Origin of the sequence: Arthrobacter oryzae, assembly GCF_030812315.1 — a bacterium.
Classification (GTDB): Bacteria; Actinomycetota; Actinomycetes; order Actinomycetales; family Micrococcaceae; genus Arthrobacter; species Arthrobacter oryzae_B.
Genome location: NZ_JAUSSM010000008.1, coordinates 116,008 through 132,614, shown reverse-complemented (window position 1 = coordinate 132,614; position 16,607 = coordinate 116,008). Strand labels below are relative to the sequence as shown.

Here is a 16,607-nt window from a genome sequence, read left to right as displayed (position 1 = left end):
AGCCCCATGGCCCGCCGCCAAAGTTCCGCCCCGGCAGGGGACGCCGTCCAGGACTACACCGAGAACATCGTTGATATCGACGTCACGTCGGAAATGGAAGGCTCGTTCCTCGAGTACGCATATTCGGTCATCTATTCACGGGCCCTCCCGGACGCCCGCGACGGCCTGAAACCGGTGCAGCGGCGCATCCTCTACATGATGAGCGAAATGGGCCTTCGTCCGGACCGCGGCCACGTGAAAAGCGCCCGCGTGGTGGGCGAGGTCATGGGCAAGCTGCACCCGCACGGCGATACCGCGATCTACGACGCCATGGTCCGCATGGCACAGGACTTTTCGCTGCGGCTGCCGCTGATCGACGGCCACGGCAACTTCGGCTCGCTCGACGACGGCCCGGCGGCCCCGCGGTACACGGAGGCCCGCCTGGCGGCGGCTGCCCTGACGCTGACGGACCACCTGGACGAGGACGTGGTGGACTTCGTCCCCAACTACGACAACCAGTTGACCCAGCCGGACGTGCTCCCCGCCGCGTTCCCCAACCTGCTGGTCAACGGTGCCACCGGCATCGCCGTCGGCATGGCCACCAACATGGCCCCCCACAACCTGGTGGAGGTCATCTCCGCGGCCAGGCACCTGATCGCCAACCCGGAGGCCACCCTCGAGGACCTCATGCGGTTCGTCCCCGGCCCCGACCTGCCCACAGGCGGACGGATCGTGGGCCTGGACGGCATCCGCGACGCGTATGCCACCGGCCGCGGCTCGTTCAAGACCCGCGCCAAGGTGGAGGTGGAGCAGCTGTCCGCCCGCCGCACGGGCCTGGTAGTTACCGAACTTCCGTACATGGTGGGCCCGGAAAAGGTGATCGAGAAGATCAAGGACGCCGTCAACGGCAAGAAGCTGACGGGCATCAGCGACATTGTGGACCTCACGGACCGCAAGCATGGACTCCGCCTGGTCATCGAGCTGAAGAACGGCTTCAACCCGAACGCCGTGCTCCAGCAGCTCTACCGCTTCTCGCCGATGGAAGATTCCTTCGGCATCAACAACGTCACGCTGGTGGACGGCCAGCCGCAGACGCTGGGCCTGGTGCAGCTGCTGTCCGTCTACGTCGACCACCGCATCAACGTGGTGCGGCGCCGCACCTCGTTCCGGCTGGAAAAGAAGAAGGACCGCCTCCACCTGGTGGAGGGGCTCCTGATCGCCATCGTGGACATCGACGAGGTCATCCAGATCATCCGGTCCTCGGACGAGGTGTCCGCCGCCCGCGAACGCCTGATGTCCATCTACGACCTCACGGAAATCCAGGCGAACTACATCCTGGAACTGCGCCTGCGGCAGCTGACCAAGTATTCCCGGATCGAACTCGAAAAAGAGCAGGACCAGCTGAAGCGCGAGATCGCCGAACTGGAAGCCATCCTGGGTTCGGACCAGCGCCTGCGCGAACTGGTCTCCGACGAACTGGCCGAAATCGCCGAAAAGTACGGCACGCCCCGCCGGACGGTCCTGCTCGAGTCCGAAGCGGTCTCCCCCACGGTGGCCGCCGCCCTGGCAGCTGCACCGGGAGGCAAGGGCAAGGCGGCGCCGCTCGCGCTGGAGATCGCCGATGACCCCTGCTGGGCCATCCTTACCGCCAGCGGACAGATAGCCCGGACCTCCAACCAGGAGCCCCTCACCGAGACCGGACCCCGGTCAAAGCACGACGTCTTCCGGTCCGTGGTGAAAACCTCCGCGCGCGGCGAAATCGCCGCCGTCACGTCCCTCGGCCGGATGCTGCGCCTGCAGGTCATGGACATGCCCGTCCTGCCCCCGATGTCCGGGCTTCCCAACCTGACCGGCGGCGTGCCCGCCAAGGACTTCATCACGCTCCTGAAGGGCGAGACGCTCGTTGCCTTCGCGCCGCTGGATACGGTCCTGGCAATCGGCACGGCCCAGGGCATCGTCAAGCGCGTTCAGCCCGACTACCCCCTGAACCGCGAGGACTGGGAAGTCATTGCCCTCAAGGACAAGGACACCGTGGTGGGTGTTGAACCGGCCGGGGCCGACGACGTCGACCTTGTGTTCCTCACCCGGCAGGCCCAGCTGCTGCGTTTCAGCGCCGGCAGCGTCCGGCCGCAGGGCCGCACTGCCGGCGGCATGGCCGGCATCAAGCTCGCCGCCGGGGACCAGGTCCTGTTCTTCGGAACCGTCGCGCCAGGCGACGACGACGCCGTCGTGGTGACGGTTTCCGGAACCGACGGCGCCCTGCCGGGCACCGCTCCCGGCGCCGGAAAAGTCACGGCGTTCGCCGAGTATCCGGCCAAGGGCCGGGCGACGGCGGGCGTACGGGCACACCGCTTCCTCAAGGGCGAAGACACGCTCCTGATCGCCTGGGCGGGACACGGCCCGGCCAAGGCCTCGTCACTGGCAGGGGTAGCGCGGTCGCTTCCGCAGGAGCATGGCCGCCGGGACGGCTCCGGCATCCCGCTGTCACAGGCAGTGGACGCCATTGGGCCCAGCCTGACCGGGGCTTAGACTACGGGCATGCCTATCATCCCCGACGAAAAGGACTGGACCTGGGTGCTGACCCGGCCCTGCCCCGAATGCGGCTTCGACGCGTCGACAGTCACTCCGGCCACGGTTCCCGGGAGCGTGTCCAACATGCTTCCCCGCTGGCGGGCGGCCCTTCGCCGGCCGGACGTGGCCGAACGGCCGGACGACGCCACGTGGTCCGTGCTGGAGTACGCGTCGCACGTCCGGGACGTTTTCAGCCTCTTCGACCTCCGGCTGAACCTCATGCTCAGCGAGGACAACGCCCGGTTCGAGGACTGGGACCAGGACAAAACGGCGGTGGAGAAGGACTACGCCAACGCCGACCCCGCCGTCGTGAGCGCCGAACTGACGGCCGAGGGCGAACAGATCGCGGAGTCCTTCGCCGGCGTGCACGAGGACGAGTGGGGCCGGAAAGGCCTCCGCAGCAACGGTTCGGAGTTCACGGTCATGACCCTCGCGCAGTACTTCCTGCACGACGTCGTCCACCACCTGCACGACGTCGACGCCTGAGCTGGGGAACTGGCGGCTGCGCCCGCGGCGGTCAGCCGCGGCGGTCAGCTGCGCGGCGGCAGTTCCTTGTCCCAGGCCAGGCTTCTGTTGACGGCGGCGTAGCCCATCTTTTCGTACAGCGCGAGCGCGCCGGTGGGATTCTCTGAATCAACGTCCAGGGACGCCCGGTCCAGGCCTGCAGCCACGAAGCGCCGCATGGCATCGGCGAGCAGGGCCTGGGCGATGCCGCGGCCGCGATACTCAGGGCGCACTCCCAGCAGGTCCGTGTATCCCTCGCTGTAGCCCCGGGACAGCGCACTGTCCGGATCGTGGGTGGCCAGCTGGTAGCCCGCAACGAGTCCGGAGCTGCGGTCCAGGACCACGGCGCTCAGGTCCGGCCTAGCCTGCGGATCATTGACCGTGAATCCCCAGGACTCCTCATCCCGGGGTTCGCTTCCCCAATGGTCACGGAATGAGGCATTGTGGGCCAGCCGGACGTCCTCGCTGAGCTCCGGGCGCATGGTCACGAGGTCCAGCCCGTCGGCCAGCCGCACTTCGGGAAGGGGGAGGCCGTCCAGCTGGCGGTGCATCTCGTTGAAGAAGCGCACCACCCGGAACCCGCCCTTGCGGAGCAGCTGCTGCTGGTGCTCGTGCTGCTGCTCCATGTGGATGCGCAGACGCGGCACGGGCCGCCCGGCATCAGGCCGGTCGCTCCCAGGACCGTTGTCTTCCCCGAAGCGCTGGACGGTCCGCTCGCTGAGCCAGCCAATGAGCGCCATACCGATCCCCTGGCGCTGCCAGGCGGGGTCGACGCAGCCGAAGCCGTAGGCTTTGTCGCCCTCCTTGTTCTTGGTCATGCGGGCATAGGCGCGGGGAACGGATTGGCTGTCCAGCACCAGGAGGGTGTTGGCTGCCGGAGGGTTCTTCTTCGACTGGAGGATCTGTTCAAGGTCCGCGGCACGCTCAAACCAGACCGGCTTTTCCACCTCGGCCGTCCGGGCGATCAGGGCAGCCCACTCCTCCACGTCAGGCTCCGCCGCGGCACGCCAGTCCAGGCCCAGGCCAGCAAGGGATTTCCGCCAGGATCCAGGCGCCAGCGCGTCGTCGTTCAGCATGCCAACAGGCTAACCGCCGGTCCCGCCCCGCGCCAGAACCGGCCCGGTTGCGGTGGCCGGCGCGCCGTGGTCATCACTGAAACGGGGAAGCCCGCCGGCGCCGTCTGCTCCGGCCACTGTACTGGTACCCGCATCGAGGTCCAGCCGACGGTCCCCCGCGTCGATGTCGTCAGGATTGTGCGTCACGAGTACCACGGTCCGCCCGCTCAGGCCCTCGCGAAGGTCAGCAAGCATGGCCCTGCCCGCCTCGGCGTCAAGGTGCGCGGTGGGCTCGTCCAGCAGGATCACGTCGGCCCCGGTCATGAGCGTCCGCGCAACCGCGAGCCGCTGGCGTTCCCCGCCGCTCAGGAACGCGCCGGCCGGCCCGATCCGCGTGTCGGCGCCGTCCGCCAGCCGGCGAAGCAACGGTTCCAGTCCGACGGCGGACAGAGAGTCGGCCATTTCCTGTTCGGCGTCGCCGGCCTTGCCTTCGGGCCGGCCGAGCATGAGGTTGCCGCGGATGGTGGAATCAAACAGGTGCGCTTCCTGGGGGCACCACGCCGCGCGTCCGCTGACGGCCAGACGCCCGGATCGCGGCGGCAGGAATCCGAGCATCACGGCCAGCAGGGTGGATTTCCCGGAACCCGAGGCTCCGGTCACGGCCAGCCAGCGGCCGGGTTCAGCCGTCGCCGACACGCCCGTGAAGACCTCCGGCCCGGCGGGCCAGGCGGCGGACAACGCCTCTAGTTCTATGCCGGGCCGCGCATCGGGCCGTTGTGCCACTGGCTCGAGTCCGCCGGAGTCCTCGGCATCGGAGCGCCCGGCATCGGAATCGGTTCTGGCAGCACCCGGGGCCCCGGCGGCGTCCAGGACACCGGCTTCGCTGACCCTGCCCAGGACCAGGCGGAGCGCAGGGTACTGGCGGACCGCCGTCGTCATGGCCGCGTACGGTTCGACGAGCGCCAGCTGCAGCAGGACCACGACGGCGGCCGTGGCAGCGTCAACGGAACCGCCCAGCACCTGCGGTCCGGCCAAAGCGGCGCTGGCAAGGGCAGCGGCACCGCAGGCGAGAACGGTGAGCGCCTGGCCCAGTCCCTCCGCCCACGCCGACCGCTGCGAGGCCGCCGTTGCAGCTTTATCGGCGTCGCCGATGGCAGACAGCACCGGCGCCGCCACACCGTTGGCGTGCAGTTCGGCCCGTGCATCCAGCGCCGCAGCGACGTCGCGCAGGACCCCCGAACGAAGCCGTTGCTCGGCCTGCGCGGACATCCTGTCTGCCAGCAGGGCCGCCGCCGGCGCGGCTATCAGGGACACCAGCGCCGCTGCGATGACAGCCGGCAGCGCTGCGGGCAGGAGCAGGCCGGTGGCCGACACCGCGCATGCGCCCGCCGCCACTGCGGTGACCGGCGGCAGAACCACCCGGGGAAGCAGGTCCCGCACCGTGTCGACGTCGTCAATGACGGTTCCCAGCACGTCACCGCCCTGCAGGAGCCGGCGCAGCGACAGCGCCCGCCGGCTCAGCGAATCCCACAACCGGCCGCGCAGCCGGGTCAGCGAGGCGAAGACGGCGTCGTGCAGCAGGAGCCGCTCGGTGTAGCGCAGGACGGCCCTGCCGATACCGAAGAACCGCACGCCCACGATTGCCGTGAGGAGGTAGAGAATGGGCGGCTGCCCGCTGGCCCGGATGATCAGCCAGCCGGACAGTCCTGCCAGCGCCACCGCGAACAGCGCGGCCAGCACACCCACCACGCCGGCGGAACCGAATTTGAGGGACTCCGGCCGTAGCAGCCGGAAGATCCGGGCCGGGGTATTGCCGTCGGCGGGTGCCGGCACGACGCTGCCGCGCTCCCCCGGGCTGAGTGCCGGTCCGGGTGCCTGGGTGCGGGCGGGAGCGGGAGTCCCGGCGGGCCGGCCCGCTTCCACGGGATGCTCCGCAGCTGCCGCGACGAGCGGGGACGGCATGGCCGCCGCGTCCGTTGCCTGAACAACCGGGCCCGCAGCAGGGAGAACCGGGGCGTGCCCGGTGCGAGCCGTGTGGTCGGCAGTTGGCCCGGCCGTAGCGGTCCCAGCCACCGGCACCACATGGTCCGCGAGTTCCCGGGTGAGCCGGTCGTGGGCCACCAGCAGGACCGTGGCGCGGCCCCGCAGCCTTTGGATGGCGCTGGTGACCACGTTGGCGGAATCGCGGTCCAGGTGTGCGGTGGGCTCGTCCAGCAGCAGCAGGGTGGCCCCGGCTTCGATCCGGGCCAGGCCCCGCGCCAGGGCAACCCGGCGGAGCTCCCCCGGGCTCAGCTCGGCAGGATGCTTCCCGGCCAGATGCCCGGCTCCGGCCGCCTCGAGGCAGCGCTGCGCGGTATCAGCGGCAACGGTGCCGCCGGCTTCGGAGGCACCTGTTTCGGAGGCACCTGTTTCGGAGGCACCCTTGCGAGCGCCCGCCCCGGCACCCTCCAGGTACAGCCGCACCTCGGCCAAAACGGTTGCCTCAACCATGACGGGATGCTGCGGCACCCAGGCGACGTCCGCCGGCGTAAATCCTGCAACACGACCGCTGACGGCCGTACCGCCGCCCGTGCCCACGATGCCGGCAAGGACGCCGAGGATGGTGCTCTTGCCGGCGCCGCTGGCACCGTCGAGGGCAGTGATCCGCCCGGCGGGCGCATCGAAGCTGAGCGGCCCGACGGCGGGATCCAGGCGACCGCCGTAGGCAACCGTCAGCTCACGGACGGTCACCGCCGGAAGGTCCGCGCCGCCGTCGGACGCCCTCTCCCCCGGCTGCAGCCTGTTCCGGCGTTGCAGCGTGACGGCTTCCGGCGAGTCCATAACAGAGGTGACCTCGGCAAGGGCAGCGCGGCCGTCGTCGCTGGCGTGGTGGGCGGTGCCCAGTTCCCGCAGCGGCAGGTAGCAGTCGGGCGCAAGGATCAGTGCGAGCAGCCCGGCTTCCAACGCCATGTCGCCGTGTACCAGGCGCACACCGATGAAGACGGCCACCACGGCAACGGAGATCGTCGCGATGAGTTCAAGGGCGAGGGCCGAGAGGAAGGCCGTCCGGAGCGTGTCCATGGTCCGGGACCGGTATTGCTCCGAAATGTCCTCGAGTGCCTTGCGCTGGGCGGTGGCACGGCCGAGGCCCACCAGCACGGGAAGCCCCTTGGCCAGTTCCAGCATGTGGCCGGAGAGCCGGGCCAGGGCGGATTGCGCCGCCCGGACCCGGTCTTCTGTATAGCGGCCAATCAGCACCATAAAGACCGGCACCAGCGGCACCGTCAGGACGATCACCACCGCGCTGACCCAGTCGGCGAACAGGATGCGGGCCCCCAGCAGGAGCGGGATCGCGGCACAGTTCACGAGGGCGGGCAGGAACTGGGTGTAGTAGCTGTCCAGGGCATCCAGGCCCCTCGTGGCCAGGATGGCCAGGCCGCCGTCGGACGGACCGGCCGCACGCGCGCCGTTCCGCAGGGCGCGCTCCAGCAGCGCCGAGCGCAGTTCCTCCTTGACCCCGAGCGCCGCACGCCGTGAAGCCACTCCCTGGGCCCACACGGTCAGGGACCGCAGCATCACGCCGGCGAGTCCCCAGCCCAGCTGCTCAGCCCAGGCGGGGTTCTGTGAGACCAGCCCGGCCAGGACGGAAGCCACTGCCTGTGCCATGAGGACCAGTGACAGGGCCTTGAGGGCGGCAAGCAGGCCCAGCCAATAGAGCGCGAACCGGTTTGCGGGGCCGGCAGGGAACTGGGGTCTCATGTGGTCCTAGTCCTTGGGGGCCAGTGCCCTGGCGGCAATGGCAGGCAGGAAGCTGTGGGCTTCCGGAATGTGTGCTGCGCTAACGCGGCGGCGGAACACCCAGTAGGTCCACGCCTGGTAAGCCAGGACCAGCGGCAGTCCCACGCAGGCAACGATGGTCATGAGGCCCAGGGTGTAGTCGGAGGATGAGGCATTGGAAATCGTCAGGTTGAAGTCCGCGTTGATGGTGGAGGGAAGCACCACCGGGAAGGCCGCACCGAAGATCGAGGCGCTGCCAAGGAGCAGGAACACTCCGAGGGACAGGAAGGCCCTCCCCTCCAGTCCGTTCCGGCCGAAGTGCCAGGCGAAGGCCGCTGCCACAACAGCCGCGGCTACGGCCGCCATGGTCCAGGCCTCGCCGCTCAGGAGTTGGACGCTGATGGCCCAGCCGGCGATGGGGAGCACCAGCACGGGCAGGAGCCGGACAAACCAGCGGCGGGCACGGTGCCGGACGTCGCCGTCGGTTTTCAGCGCAAGGAACGCCAGCGCATGCAGCAGCGAGAAGCACACGACGGCGAATCCGCCCAGGACGGCGTAACCGCTGAACCAGGCAAACGGCCCGCCCTCCCGGTCACCGTTGGCGTTGAGCGGAAGCCCTGTGGTGGTCAGGGCAAGCGCTGCTCCGACGCCGAAGGCGGCCACCAGGGAGCCGGCTGCAATGGCCCAGTCCCACACCGCCCGCCAGCGGTCCGTATCCACTTTGCCGCGGTATTCGAAGGCCACGGCGCGGAAGATAAGCGCCACGAGGACCAGCAGCAAGGGAAGGTACAGGGCGGAGAACAGCGAGGCATACCAGAGCGGGAAGGCAGCGAACGTGGCGCCGCCTGCGGTCAGCAGCCAGACCTCGTTGCCGTCCCAGACGGGACCGATGGTGTTGAGCAGGACGCGGCGTTCGGTGTTGTTGCGGGCAAAAAGCTTCATCAGCATGCCGACGCCGAGGTCGAAGCCTTCGAGGAAAAGGTATCCCGTCCACAACACCGCGATGGCGATGAACCAGATGGTGGGCAGCAGTTCCATGTGTCGAATTTCCTCTGCTCTTAGTAGGCGAAAGCCAGGACGTCGTCGGCGTCGCCGGGTTTGCCGGTGCCGTCCGGACCCGGTGTGGCGTCTTCGTTTTCATCAACCGGGGCGTGGGCCAGTTCCGGCATGGCGGAAACCACGCCTCCGCGGATGTATTTCACCAGCAGCCGGACCTCGACCACCAGCAGCACGGCATACACCCCTGTCAGCACCACCAGGGACGTGAGCAGTTCTCCTGCGGAGACACCGGGCGAGACTGCGGCAGCGGTGAACATAAACACCTGGTCGATGCCGCTGGGGTCCGGGTTGGGCGCCACGACGAACGGCTGGCGGCCCATTTCGGTGAAGATCCAGCCTGCGGCGTTGGCGCCGAACGGGGCCATGATGCCGACGACGGCGAGCCGCATCAGGCCGCGGGACGCCGGTACGGTGCCCTTGCGTGTTGCCCAGAGTGCCACGAGGGCCGCGAGGGCCGCGAGGCCGCCGAAGCCGATCATCATCCGGAAGCCCCAGTAGGTCACTTCCATGACCGGAACGTACTCGATTTCCTGTCCGGCACGGTCGCCGTAGATCGGGTTGTCCGGGAGGTGGGTACCGTAGTCGGCCTTGTACTGGTCCAGCAGGCTGTTGACACCCTTCACTTCAGTGGTGAAGTCGCCCTTGGCGAGGAAGGACAGTATCCCGGGCACTTCGATGACCGCCACGATGTCGTCGCAGTTCTTCGACCCGACGTTGCCGACGCTGAGGACGGAGAAGCCGGTGCCGTCGTGGCACGCTGCCTCCGCGGCCGCCATCTTCATGGGCTGCTGTTCGAACATGAGTTTGCCCTGCAGGTCGCCGGTCAGTGCGGTGCCGGCGAAGGAAATCATGGCGACGACGGCGCCGATCCTGAGCGAGGCGATCCAGACTTTGTAGTCGGCCTTGTCCCGGCCGGGGATGTCCGCCTCGCCGGGAATGACCTTGCCGTCGGGTCCCACGGTGTCGATGCCGTCATGACGGCGGCGCCACAGGTGGTACCAGGCAATGCCCAGCAGGAAGCCGCCGGCTACTGCCAGGGCGCCGAAGAGGGTGTGCGGCACAGCCACGAGGGCGGTGTTGTTGGTGAATACGGCCCAGGCATCGGTCATCACCGGCCGCCCGTTGATCATTTCCACACCGACGGGATGCTGCATCCAGCTGTTGGCCACGATGATGAAGTAGGCGGAGAACACGGAGCCGATCACGGCAATCCAGAGGCAGGCCAGGTGGACGCCCTGCTTCAGCTGTTTCCAGCCGAAGATCCACAGGCCCAGGAACGTGGACTCCACGAAGAAGGCCAGGAGTGCCTCGAGCGCCAGCGGCGCCCCGAACACGTCGCCGACGAAGCGGCTGTACTCGCTCCAGGCCATTCCGAACTGGAACTCCTGCACAATGCCGGTGGCGACGCCCATGATGAAGTTGATCAGGAACAGTTTCCCCCAGAACTTGGTCATGCGCAGGTATTCCGGCTTGCCGGTGCGGTACCAGACTGTCTGGATGACTGCCACCACGAGGCCCAGCCCGATGGTCAGGGGCACCATCATGAAGTGGTAGACAGTGGTGATTCCGAATTGCCAGCGTGCGATTTCCAAAGCGTCCAAGGCAGTCCCTACTTTTGGCTAGGCTCTCAACAGTCCAAGTCTTCTACGCAATGTAGAACATCAACTTCTACAGAGTGTAGAACACTTTCGGCGTGCAGTGTAAACAACAGTTCCACCGGCCGGAGCCGGAGGCAAGGGCGCGACGCGCCGACTGTTCTACCTCATGTAGAAAGAAAGTCAAAAAAGAGGTAAATTTAGAACTTAAGAATTCGATCAACGTTCCGCGACGGCCGTTCCGGTCGCGCGGATCGGAACTTTAAGAAGGATGTACGGCATGGCAAGTCTTGGTGAACTGGAACGGGCAGTGATGGACTTGCTCTGGGCAGGCCAGGAAGCGGCCACCGCCAACACGCTCAGGGACCTCCTGGCGCTGAGCACGCAGGCCCAGGGCGACACGGCCGGCCACGAGGGCAAGGACCTCGCGGTGACCACCGTCCTGACCGTGCTTTCACGCCTGGAGAAGAAGGGGCTCGTGGAACGCGAACGCGGCACCCGCCCGCACCGGTACCAAGCGGTGTCCAGCCGGGCGGACCACACAGCGGAACTCATGCATGAAGTGCTGGGCTCTGCGCCTGACCGCGAAGCCGTGCTCGCCCGCTTTATTGGCTCCGTCACCGAAAGTGAAGCCGAAACGCTGCGCAAACTGCTTGGCCACAGCTAACAGCGCATGTTCTGGACCTCATATTTTCTGGCGGTCCTGGCGATAGTCCTGGCGTGGCCGGTGCCTATCCTCCTTTCGCGTGCACAGTGGCCGGCACGGTCACCGTTCACGGCAATGCTGCTGTGGCAGGCAATCGCCCTCGCCGGCGGCCTGTCCATGATCGGCGCCATGCTGGTCTACGGACTCGAACCGATCGGCGACAACCTGCTGGCCGGACTCCGCGGACTGGCCGGGATGGTCCTGTTCAACGCCCCCACCACAGCGCTGGGGTTCTGGCACCTTTTCGCGCTGTCCGCCGCGGCGCTCCTGACCGCGCACCTCGTTTTTACCCTGCTGCTGACCTACTACCGGATCGAACGGCAGCGCAGGCGCCACCGGGAACTCCTGGCCCTCCTGGCGTCACCGTCGAATGACGGGCCGGGCACGGTGGTCATCAACCATGATTCCCCCGTGGCCTATTGCCTGCCCGGCGGGGCACGGTCAGTAACGGTACTGAGCGACGGGCTGATGGCCGCCCTGGAGCCGGCGGAACTGCGGGCTGTCCTCATCCACGAAAACGCCCATTTGAGCCAGCGCCACCACCTCCTGCTGTGGGCTTTCGCGGCCTGGCGGCAGGCCCTCCCCTGGCTTCCGACGACGCGCCTCGCACAGGAAGCGGTCAGCTCACTCATCGAGATGCTGGCCGATGACGTCGCCCTGAAGACGGAAAGCAAGGCCACGCTGATCAAGGCCATTGCCATTGTTGCCAGCGGACCGTCCGGGGTGGCGGGCAGTCGCGCGGTGTTCGACGGCGGGCAGCTTCCCTTGGTGGCAGACGGACTTGCCGCAGACGGGCTAGCGGACGGCGTCTCAGGCGCGTCCGGCGGCGCGGGTTCGGCCCGGACCACGGCGTCGAGGGTCAGCCGGCTCCTGTCCCCCAAGGAACCTCTTTCGGCGTCGCTGCGGGCCCTGGTCCTGGCCGGTTGCCTGCTGCTGCTGGCCGTGCCCACCGCCCTCCTGATTGTCCCGGGGCTGCTCGGCTAGCAAGCTTTGCGGCCGGGTGCCGGACAGCCGGGTGCCGCCCGGTGCCCGTCGGGGCGCCAGGGGGGCGGCGCCTCAGGCGTCGATCCGCTCCCGGTCCAGGCTCGCCGCGCCCGCGATGATGAAGTCCTTGCGCGGTGCGACGTCGGAACCCATCAGGAGGTCGAAGGTTTCCTCTGCGTGCTTGGCGTTTTCGATGCCCACCTTGCGCAGCGTCCGGTGACGCGGGTCCATGGTGGTCTCAGCCAGCTGCTCGGCGTCCATCTCGCCGAGGCCCTTGTAGCGCTGGATGGGCTCCTTGTATCGCTTGCCCTCCTTGGCCAGCCGGGCCAGGAGGACGTGGAGTTCGGCCTCGGAGTAGGTGTAGATCATTTCGTTGGCCTTCTGGCCCGCGTTGATGACCTCCACGCGGTGCAGCGGAGGCACGGCGGCGAACACGCGGCCCTCATCGATCATGGGGCGCATGTAGCGGAAGAAGAGCGTGAGCAGCAGCGTGCGGATGTGCGCGCCGTCGACGTCGGCATCCGTCATGAGGATCACTTTGCCGTAGCGTGCCGCGGCGATGTCGAAGCTGCGGCCGGACCCCGCGCCCACCACCTGGATGAGCGCCGCGCATTCGGCGTTGGACAGCATGTCCCCCACCGAGGCCTTCTGGACATTGAGGATCTTTCCGCGGATCGGCAGCAGTGCCTGGAAATCCGAGGAGCGCGCGAGCTTGGCGGTGCCCAGCGCCGAATCGCCCTCCACGATGAACAGTTCGGAGCGGGCCACGTCGTCGGTGCGGCAGTCGGCGAGTTTAGTGGGCATGGAGGACGTCTCCAGCGCGTTCTTCCTGCGCTGTGTCTCCTTGTGCACCCGCGCCGAAATGCGGGACTTCATCTCGCTGACGATCTTTTCAAGCAGCAGTGCCGACTGGGCCTTGTCATTGCGGTTGGCGGAGTTCAGCTTGGCGTTGATCTCCTTCTCCACCACGCGAGCCACGATGGCCCGGACCGCGGACGTGCCAAGGATCTCCTTGGTCTGTCCTTCGAACTGCGGCTCGGCCAGGCGCACCGTCAGCACGGCTGTGAGCCCCGCGAAGATGTCATCCTTTTCGATTTTGTCGTTGCCGGCCTTGAGCTTGCGGGCGTTGGTTTCGACGGCCTTGCGGAAGGTCTTGACCAGGGCCTGCTCAAAGCCGGACTGGTGTGTTCCGCCCTTGGGAGTGGAGATGATGTTGACGAAGCTGCGCACGGTGCTGTCGTAGCCGATGCCCCAGCGGAGGGCCACGTCCACTTCGCAGTCGCGCTCCACTTCGGCCAACTGGCTGTGGCCCCGCTCGTCCAGCACCGGAACGGTTTCCTTGAACTTGCCGGAGCCGTGCAGCCGCCACGTGTCCGTGACTGCGGGGTCAGCCGCGAGGTAGTCCACGAACTCGGAGATCCCGCCGTCGTGGTGGAAGATTTCTTCGTGGCCGCCGAGTTCGCCGGGCGTACCGGGAAGCTTGCGCTCATCGCGGACGGTGAGCTTCAGCCCCGGCACGAGGAAAGAGGTCTGCCGGGCCCGTGAAGCCAGTTCGTCGTAGGAGAATTTGGCGTCCGGGGTGAAAATCTGGCGGTCCGCCCAGTAGCGGATCCGGGTTCCGGTGACGCCGCGTTTGGCCTTGCCCACGATGTCAAGGACGGAGTCCTCAACGAACGGTTCGAATGTCGCAGCCGGATCGGACTTGGTCCCCGGGTCTTTGAACCTTCCGGGCTCGCCGCGCCGGAAGGACATCTTGTACGTCTTCCCGCCGCGGTCCACTTCCACGTCCAGCCGCGAGGAGAGCGCGTTGACCACTGAAGCGCCGACACCGTGCAGGCCGCCGGACGCCGTGTAGGAACCGCCGCCGAATTTTCCGCCTGCGTGCAGTTTGGTGAAGACGACCTCGACGCCGGATAGTCCGGTCTTGGGCTCGACGTCAACGGGGATGCCGCGGCCGTCGTCGTGGATCTCCACGGAGTTGTCGGCGTGCAGGATGATCTTGATGTCGTGGCCGTAACCGGCCAGGGCCTCGTCGACGGAGTTGTCGATGATCTCCCAGAGGCAGTGCATCAGGCCGCGGGAGTCGGTGGAACCGATGTACATGCCCGGGCGCTTGCGGACGGCCTCCAGGCCCTCCAGTACAGACAGGTGCCGGGCGGTGTAATCAGAACTTGGTGCCACGGGTTGTGAACTCCTTCAGTGACGGAACGCTAAGGCTTTTGACGCTCTTCCTAGGTTAGTCGGCCTGCAGCGCTACACCTGCCAGCCAACACAGCAGGGGCATCATCCGGCCGCACCCGTTACGGAACGGTGATACGCGGACAGCGAAAGTGATCCATCCTTGTCATGGTTTTGCTACGAATGCTGGTTATATAGATATACAGATCTACTAAGGAGGCCGATATGACAACAGCAGTTGCGGACCGCACACTCAACGCACTGGACCGGTGCGATCGTTGCGGAGCACAGGCATATGTCCGGGTTGTTCTCGAGTCCTCCGGCGGGGAGCTGCTCTTCTGCGGCCACCACGCGCGGGCAGTCGAAGCGACGCTCAAACCGCTTAGCTCCGGCTGGCACGACGAGACGGGCCGTCTTCACGAGAAGCCGCCGGTTTCCGTGGACTAGCCAGCTCCCTTATCCAACAGGGCTCCTCCGCTTGGAGGGGCCCTGTTTGCATGTCCGGGATGTTTGCCGGCGCTCTACACATGGGAAAGGCCCCGCCACAGGCGGGGCCTTTCCCATTGAGTCAACCGGAACGGCCAGTCAAGGCCGGCCCTTCCTAGTCCAGGTAGTCGCGCAGGACCTGGGACCGGGACGGGTGCCGCAGCTTGGACATCGTCTTCGATTCGATCTGCCGGATACGCTCGCGCGTCACTCCGTAGACCTTGCCGATTTCGTCTAAAGTCTTCGGCTGCCCGTCGGTGAGGCCGAACCGCATGGCGACGACGCCGGCTTCGCGCTCGGACAGGGTGTCCAGCACCGAGTGCAATTGCTCCTGCAGCAAGGTGAAGCTCACCGCGTCGGCGGGAACTACGGCTTCGGAGTCCTCGATGAGGTCACCGAACTCGGAATCGCCGTCCTCACCAAGGGGCGTGTGCAGCGAGATGGGCTCGCGGCCGTACTTCTGGACTTCAACGACCTTTTCAGGGGTCATGTCCAGTTCGAGCGCCAGTTCCTCAGGCGTAGGTTCGCGCCCCAGGTCCTGCAGCATCTGGCGCTGGACGCGTGCCAGCTTGTTGATGACTTCCACCATGTGCACCGGGATACGGATGGTGCGGGCCTGGTCGGCCATGGCGCGGGTGATGGCCTGGCGGATCCACCATGTGGCGTACGTGGAGAACTTGAAGCCCTTGGTGTAGTCGAACTTCTCGACCGCACGGATGAGGCCCAGGTTGCCTTCCTGGATCAGGTCAAGGAACAACATGCCGCGGCCGGTGTAGCGCTTGGCCAGCGAAACGACGAGACGGAGGTTGGCCTCCAGCAGGTGGTTCTTGGCTCGCTTTCCGTCATGGATGACGAATTCGAGCTCGCGCTTGAGCTTCGGATCCATGGAGCCGTCGTCCGCCGCGATCTTCTCCTCGGCGAACAGGCCGGCCTCGATGCGGAGGGCAAGGTCCACTTCCTGCTCTGCGTTCAGCAGGGCAACCTTGCCGATCTGCTTCAGGTAGTCCTTGACGGGGTCGGCCGTGGCGCCGGCCGACATGACCTGCTGGACCGGGGCGTCGTCGTCATCGGCGTCGGAGTACACGAAGCCCGAGCCAGTGGCTGCGGCGCCGGTCTTGCTGGCGGCCTCCTCCTCGGTCAGCTCGGACGGATCCGGAGTTACGTCGTCGAGATCTTCATCCAGCTCAACGTCCTCGTCGTCGTCCGACGTGCTGGACTTGCCGGCAGCTTCGGCTGCAGCCTTGGCACCCGGCTTGGGTCCGCGCTTCTTCGGCTCGGGCTTTGCCGGGGAGCCGCCGTCGGCGGAAGTAGCATCTTTGACAGCCTTATTGGCTGCTCGCGTGGCGGCACGCTTGGCGCTCGTCGCCGCCTTCTTCTCCTCAGGGGACAATTCGGCCTGGTCGGCGGGTTCCTTCTTCGCGGAAGACGGGGTCACAGAAAACCTTTCTAGCGGCGGTCTGTGGAATCACCATACGGGCAACACCACTATGACCCTGTCAAGTCCGTGATTCACATCAGGTGCGATCGCGGCCAGCAGAGCCATTAAGTAGAACTGCCGGAGCGGCCGTAATGTTCCCGTTTCCGGGCACCACTACATGCACTTGATTCACGGACCCAACCGGGTCTCGGCATCCATTGTCTCACGATTTTCCCAATCGCCGCCTCAGGGCAGGCCTCCGGGCGGAATGTTTCGGCCGGACGGCCCGCCTTGCAGCCTGGCCACGCACCGGCGGC

Annotated in this window: 11 protein-coding genes; 5 read left to right on the top strand and 6 right to left on the bottom strand. The window is 67.0% G+C overall.

Annotation, left to right across the window (positions count from 1 at the left end; genetic code table 11):
- Nucleotides 1–6 precede the first annotated feature (6 nt).
- Together J2S97_RS16510 and J2S97_RS16505 are read left to right on the top strand one after the other, a co-directional pair.
- Nucleotides 7–2,508: a DNA gyrase/topoisomerase IV subunit A gene (locus J2S97_RS16510; protein ID WP_307051035.1), complete on the top strand. Its 2,502-nt coding sequence runs from the start codon at nt 7–9 to the stop codon at nt 2,506–2,508.
- Nucleotides 2,509–2,517: 9 nt separating this feature from the next.
- Nucleotides 2,518–3,036, top strand: coding sequence for a DinB family protein (locus J2S97_RS16505; protein WP_307051034.1), 519 nt, complete (start codon nt 2,518–2,520; stop codon nt 3,034–3,036).
- Between the two features lie 44 nt (nt 3,037–3,080).
- Here the strand turns inward: J2S97_RS16505 and J2S97_RS16500 are convergent, their stop codons facing one another.
- Genes J2S97_RS16500 through J2S97_RS16485 form a run of 4 tightly spaced genes read right to left on the bottom strand, consistent with a single transcriptional unit; the run spans nt 3,081 to nt 10,525 of the window.
- Entirely contained in the window at nt 3,081–4,130 is a 1,050-nt protein-coding gene (locus tag J2S97_RS16500) for a GNAT family N-acetyltransferase (protein WP_307051033.1), read from the bottom strand.
- A gap of 9 nt (nt 4,131–4,139) precedes the next feature.
- A complete protein-coding gene (cydD, locus tag J2S97_RS16495; RefSeq protein ID WP_307051032.1) occupies nt 4,140–7,847 on the bottom strand; it encodes a thiol reductant ABC exporter subunit CydD in 3,708 nt (1,235 codons plus the stop codon).
- Between the two features lie 6 nt (nt 7,848–7,853).
- A complete protein-coding gene (cydB, locus tag J2S97_RS16490) occupies nt 7,854–8,903 on the bottom strand; it encodes a cytochrome d ubiquinol oxidase subunit II (RefSeq protein WP_307051031.1) in 1,050 nt (349 codons plus the stop codon).
- A gap of 20 nt (nt 8,904–8,923) precedes the next feature.
- Nucleotides 8,924–10,525, bottom strand: coding sequence for a cytochrome ubiquinol oxidase subunit I (locus J2S97_RS16485; protein WP_307051030.1), 1,602 nt, complete (start codon nt 10,523–10,525; stop codon nt 8,924–8,926).
- Nucleotides 10,526–10,799: 274 nt separating this feature from the next.
- Between J2S97_RS16485 and J2S97_RS16480 the strand changes: the two genes are divergently transcribed.
- Both J2S97_RS16480 and J2S97_RS16475 read left to right on the top strand, forming a co-directional pair.
- Nucleotides 10,800–11,186, top strand: a complete 387-nt coding sequence (locus tag J2S97_RS16480; protein ID WP_307051029.1) for a BlaI/MecI/CopY family transcriptional regulator — start codon at nt 10,800–10,802, stop codon at nt 11,184–11,186.
- A 6-nt stretch (nt 11,187–11,192) separates the two neighbouring features.
- On the top strand, nt 11,193–12,209 hold the full coding sequence (locus J2S97_RS16475; RefSeq protein WP_307051028.1) for a M56 family metallopeptidase: 1,017 nt from the start codon (nt 11,193–11,195) through the stop codon (nt 12,207–12,209).
- Nucleotides 12,210–12,281: 72 nt separating this feature from the next.
- Here the strand turns inward: J2S97_RS16475 and J2S97_RS16470 are convergent, their stop codons facing one another.
- The gene (locus J2S97_RS16470; protein ID WP_307051027.1) at nt 12,282–14,390 is read right to left on the bottom strand and encodes a DNA gyrase/topoisomerase IV subunit B; all 2,109 of its coding nucleotides are present in this window, start codon (nt 14,388–14,390) and stop codon (nt 12,282–12,284) included.
- Between the two features lie 222 nt (nt 14,391–14,612).
- Between J2S97_RS16470 and J2S97_RS16465 the strand changes: the two genes are divergently transcribed.
- Complete coding sequence (locus J2S97_RS16465; RefSeq protein WP_307051026.1) at nt 14,613–14,834, top strand: DUF7455 domain-containing protein; 222 nt, start codon at nt 14,613–14,615, stop codon at nt 14,832–14,834.
- Nucleotides 14,835–14,988: 154 nt separating this feature from the next.
- Here J2S97_RS16465 and J2S97_RS16460 read toward each other — a convergent pair whose 3' ends face one another.
- Complete coding sequence (locus tag J2S97_RS16460; protein ID WP_307051025.1) at nt 14,989–16,308, bottom strand: RNA polymerase sigma factor; 1,320 nt, start codon at nt 16,306–16,308, stop codon at nt 14,989–14,991.
- Nucleotides 16,309–16,607 lie beyond the last annotated feature (299 nt).